Origin of the sequence: Sphingopyxis sp. (genome assembly GCF_036402335.1) — a bacterium.
Classification (GTDB): Bacteria; Pseudomonadota; Alphaproteobacteria; order Sphingomonadales; family Sphingomonadaceae; genus Sphingopyxis.
The window spans coordinates 1-3,988 of sequence record NZ_DASWTD010000079.1 but is presented as its reverse complement, the minus strand read 5'-3'; the positions used below and the strand labels follow the sequence as shown (position 1 = coordinate 3,988).

The following is a 3,988-nucleotide window of genomic DNA, read 5'->3' as shown; positions in this document are numbered from 1 at the left end:
TATGACGAACGGCTGATCCAGCTCGACGATACCGGCCGGCGCGTCGCGGTCGGCGTTCGCGCGAACTTCTAGGAACCTCCCCCTGGCGGCCGGCCCCATGCCGGCCGCCCTTTCACATGCCGGTCGCGGCTGGCATGGACGGCGCCGAACATGACGACCACCGACTCCACCCGCATCGAACGCCGCCCGTGGGGCACGCTGCCCGGCGGCGAAGCGGTGACCCATATCTTGCTGTCGCGCCCCGGCGGACTATCGGTCGGGGTTTCGACGCTCGGGGCGACGATCACGGCAATAAACGCGCCGGGTCGTGACGGCGTTCAGGCCAATGTCGTCCTGGGCTTCGACGATCTCGCCGGCTATCTCGCGCCCGAATACCAGGCCTCCTATCCCTATTTCGGCGCCACGATCGGGCGTGTCGCGAACCGCATTCGCGGCGCAGCCTTCGCAATCGACGGCGTCCGCTATTCGCTACGCGCCAATGAGGGCGCGCATCAATTGCACGGCGGCCACGGGTTCGACCGGGCAATCTGGGCGGACCGGATCGACGGCGACAGCCTGCGCCTCGACCTCGTCAGCCCCGACGGCGACCAGGGCTATCCGGGCACGCTCCAGGTCAGCGCAACCTTCTCGCTGCCTGCCGACAACGAGCTTGCGGTCCGCTACGAAGCGCGAACCGACCGCGCGACGCACGTCAATCTCACCACGCACGGCTATTTCAACCTCGCGGGGCGCGACGGACCTGGCATCGAAGGCCATCATCTCCAGATCCACGCCAACGCCTATACCCCGATCGATGCCGATGCACTGCCGACGGGGGCGATCGCCGCCGTCGACGACACGCCCTTCGACGTCCGCCAGCCGCAAAGGATCGGCGCGCTGATCGACGGCGCGCATCCGCAGTTGGCGCTCGGCGACGGCTATAATCATAATTTCGTGCTGAACGGCACCGCGGGCACGCTCCGCCCGGCGGCGCGCCTCCATGATCCGGTGAGCGGCCGCATCATGGAACTCGCCACCACCGCGCCGGGCCTGCAAGTTTACAGCGGCAATGCGCTCGCCGAACCCGTCGCACGGCGGCGGCAGGCGCTCGCCCTCGAACCGCAGCATTTCCCCGATACGCCGAACATCGCGGCGTTCCCGACGACGCTGCTGCGCCCGGGCGAACTTTACGTGTCCGAAACGCGCTTCCGCTTTCTCGTCGACTAAGCTTGCTTGGCGCGCCGCCGCGAAGGATTGCCGCGGCTGAGCAGCAGGTCGAGCGCGCCCTCGATCAGCGTGTACATCTCGCGCGAAGCGCCTTCGGCATCGCCCGCGATGATCGCATCGGCGACGCGCTTGTGCTCGTCGGCGTTCGCCTGCGGCACGCCCTTATATTCGTTCGTCGCGCGGATGCTGAAGCGCAGCGTCGTTTCGGCGAGGTCGGTGAACTGGCGCAGGAAGCGGTTGTTGCTCGCGTTCAGCACCGCGACGTGAAAGGCGATGTCGGCGGCGAGCGCATCATCTTCGCCATTGTCGGCGGCGACCATCCGGTCGATCGCGGCAACGAGCTGCGCCCGCTGGCCGCCCGTCGCGGTTTCGGCCGCGAGCGCCGCCGCGCGCGGTTCGATCGCGAGGCGCACGTCGGTGAACTCGATCAGCAGGTCGATCGAGAATTTACGCTCGAGGATCCAGCGCAGCACGTCGGGGTCGAGCAGGTTCCACTGGCTTTCGGGCTGGACGCGCGTCCCCTGTCGCGGGCGCGAGCTGAGCAGCCCCTTCGCGGTGAGCATCTTCACCGCCTCGCGCAGCACCGGCCGGCTCGCGCTATATTGCCGGCACAGATCGGCCTCGACCGGAAAGGGCTCGCCGCTCGGATAGCGTTCGGTGACGATCGCCCGTCCCAGATCATGCACGATATGCGCGGTCAGATTTCGTCCGTCGGACGGACTGCGCATTATCTCTTCACTCCCCATCGGCCATTCCCTGTCCCGGCGTTGCAGCCTGCTTATTGCCCGTCATCCAGCCCGCCACAAGCTGAACCGCCCTTTCGGAAATGACGGCGACGTCGCGTCCGGGCGTATAGAGCCATGATCCGATACCGAAACCCCCTGCCCCCGCGGCGCGAAACGCCGCCATCGTATCGGCGTCGACCCCGCCGACCGGCATGACCGGGGCAGCGGGCGGCAGCACGGCCTTCAGCGCCTTCAGCGTCGCGAGGCCGCCGGCGTCGGCGGGAAACAGCTTGAGCCCGTCGGCGCCGGCGCGCAGCGCCGCAAAGGCCTCGCTCGGCGAGAAGAAGCCGGGCAGCGACAACAGCCCCGCCGCCTTGGTCGCCCGAATGACCTCCGGATTTGTGTCGGGCGAAATGACGATCCGCCCGCCCGCCCCGGCCACCGCATCGACCTCGGCGGGCGACAGCACCGTCCCCGCACCGACGATCGCGGTATCGCCGAAGCGCGCCGACAGGATCTTGATGCTTTCGAACGGGCGCGGCGAATTGAGCGGCACTTCGAGGCAGCGGAATCCCGCCGCGACCAGCACCTCGCCGACGGGTTCGGCCGCTTCGGGGGTCAGCCCGCGCAAAATGGCGACGAGCGGCACGCCCGCCAGGAAATCGCTCCATTCAATCGTCACGTGCGGCTCCAATCCGTCATGCTCCCGATGGCCCAGAGGCCGGCGGCGGCGGCATCATTGCCGTCGATCTTTTTCGTGTCGGCGATCCCCGCGCGCGCGAAGGCGGCCGCATAGCGGTCCGCCAGCGCCGCTTCGGCGATGATCGCGATCGGCCCGTCCGCGCCGTCGATACCGCGCGCGACTTCGGCGCCGATCAGCAGCCCCGACAGATAATCGGCAAGCGCGGTCGGCGCGATTTCGTCGAACAGTCCTTCGGTCCGGACAGTGAAAAGCAGCGACGTGATCGCGGGGTCGGCAAGCGCGCGATCGACCCCCTTCGCAAACGCCCCCGCGTCGGGCGCTTCGCCGTCGATCGACTGTGCAAGGAAGCTGTGCCGGGCAAGCAACGCGAACAGTTCGCCGGTCATGAAGGTGCGAAAGCCGGTGATCGCACCGCCGTCGACCCGCGCCCATTTGCTGTGCGTTCCTGGCAGCACGACGAGGCCGTCCGCAATCCCGGCGCCCAGCAATTGCACCTCCTCGCCGCGCATCACGTCATGCCCGCCGTCCGCCGTCCGGCAGTGCAGCCCCGGCGCAATCTGCGCCGACGCGCCCGCCAGCTCGACCGCAAGCGCCCCCGCCGCCAGCCCGCCGAGCGAGGCGGGGCATGCCAGATAGGGAATCTCGCGCCAGCCGTTGCGGCTGCCGATCATGCCCCCCAGGATCACGCGGCTGTCGCCGTCCAGCCAGTCGCCGATCTTGCTATGGAGGAGGCGGGCGAAGTCGCGGCCCTGCATCGCGCCGATCCCCGTCGCGCCGCGCCGCATTTCGGCGACCGATCCGTCCCCGGCAAAGCGCCAGGCGCGCAGGTTGGTCGTACCCCAGTCGATCCCGATCATCGTCATCCGCCGAAACCCCGCGCGGCCACGCCGCAAACGCCCGCGTCGACTTCGAACAGCGCCCCCGCGTGCTCCCCGGCCTCGTCGTCGAGCGACGCCGAAGTCACGAACAGCCGGTCGAGCCTTTCGCCGGCGAAGGCGCAACTGGTGATGTTCGCGGCGGGAAAGGCGATCGAGCGGTCGAGCCGTGCGTCGGGCAGGAAGCGGCTCAGCCGCGCGCCGCCCCAATGCGCGATCCAGATCCCGCCATCGGCATCGGTCGTCATCCCGTCGGGATAGCCCCATTCCTCCTCGAAGCGCAGCCATTCGCGCTTGCCGCTGATCGTGCCGTCGCCGGCCAGATCGAAGGCGTAAACGACGCGCCGCGCGCTGTCGGTATGATAAAGTGTCTGTCCGTCGAGGCTGAACGCCGGCCCGTTGGTGACCCGATAGCCGTCGTCGGCGCGCGACCAGCGAAGGTCGGCGTCCAGCCGGTAGAGCGCGCCGCTCGCCTCTTC

5 protein-coding genes are annotated in these 3,988 nt (G+C 68.8%); 1 reads left to right on the top strand and 4 read right to left on the bottom strand.

The window, feature by feature from the left end; translation table 11 throughout:
• Positions 1–150 precede the first annotated feature (150 nt).
• Positions 151–1,206, top strand: a complete 1,056-nt coding sequence (locus VGD20_RS02405) for an aldose epimerase family protein (RefSeq protein ID WP_331132926.1) — start codon at positions 151–153, stop codon at positions 1,204–1,206.
• On the opposite strand, the gene VGD20_RS02400 is transcribed toward VGD20_RS02405, so the two are convergent.
• The 4 genes from VGD20_RS02400 to VGD20_RS02385 all read right to left on the bottom strand — a co-directional run.
• Positions 1,203–1,934 carry a FadR/GntR family transcriptional regulator gene (locus VGD20_RS02400; RefSeq protein WP_331132925.1) on the bottom strand — a complete coding sequence of 244 codons (732 nt, stop codon included), beginning with the start codon at positions 1,932–1,934 and terminating at the stop codon, positions 1,203–1,205. The two genes, VGD20_RS02405 and VGD20_RS02400, sit on opposite strands and share 4 nt — an antisense overlap.
• Positions 1,935–1,941: 7 nt before the next feature.
• Positions 1,942–2,607 carry a 2-dehydro-3-deoxy-6-phosphogalactonate aldolase gene (locus tag VGD20_RS02395; RefSeq protein WP_414714531.1) on the bottom strand — a complete coding sequence of 222 codons (666 nt, stop codon included), beginning with the start codon at positions 2,605–2,607 and terminating at the stop codon, positions 1,942–1,944.
• Between the two features lie 2 nt (positions 2,608–2,609).
• The gene (locus VGD20_RS02390) at positions 2,610–3,497 is read right to left on the bottom strand and encodes a 2-dehydro-3-deoxygalactonokinase (protein WP_331132923.1); all 888 of its coding nucleotides are present in this window, start codon (positions 3,495–3,497) and stop codon (positions 2,610–2,612) included.
• A partial coding sequence (locus tag VGD20_RS02385) for an SMP-30/gluconolactonase/LRE family protein (protein WP_331132922.1) occupies positions 3,494–3,988 on the bottom strand: 495 nt, incomplete at its 5' end. The genes VGD20_RS02385 and VGD20_RS02390, both read right to left, overlap by 4 nt.

Coding starts and splice junctions, on each gene's coding strand:
- VGD20_RS02405 (WP_331132926.1), top strand. CDS start 151: ATGACGACCACCGACTCCACCCGCATCGAACGCCGCCCGTGGGGCACG.
- VGD20_RS02400 (WP_331132925.1), bottom strand. CDS start 1,934: ATGCGCAGTCCGTCCGACGGACGAAATCTGACCGCGCATATCGTGCAT.
- VGD20_RS02390 (WP_331132923.1), bottom strand. CDS start 3,497: ATGACGATGATCGGGATCGACTGGGGTACGACCAACCTGCGCGCCTGG.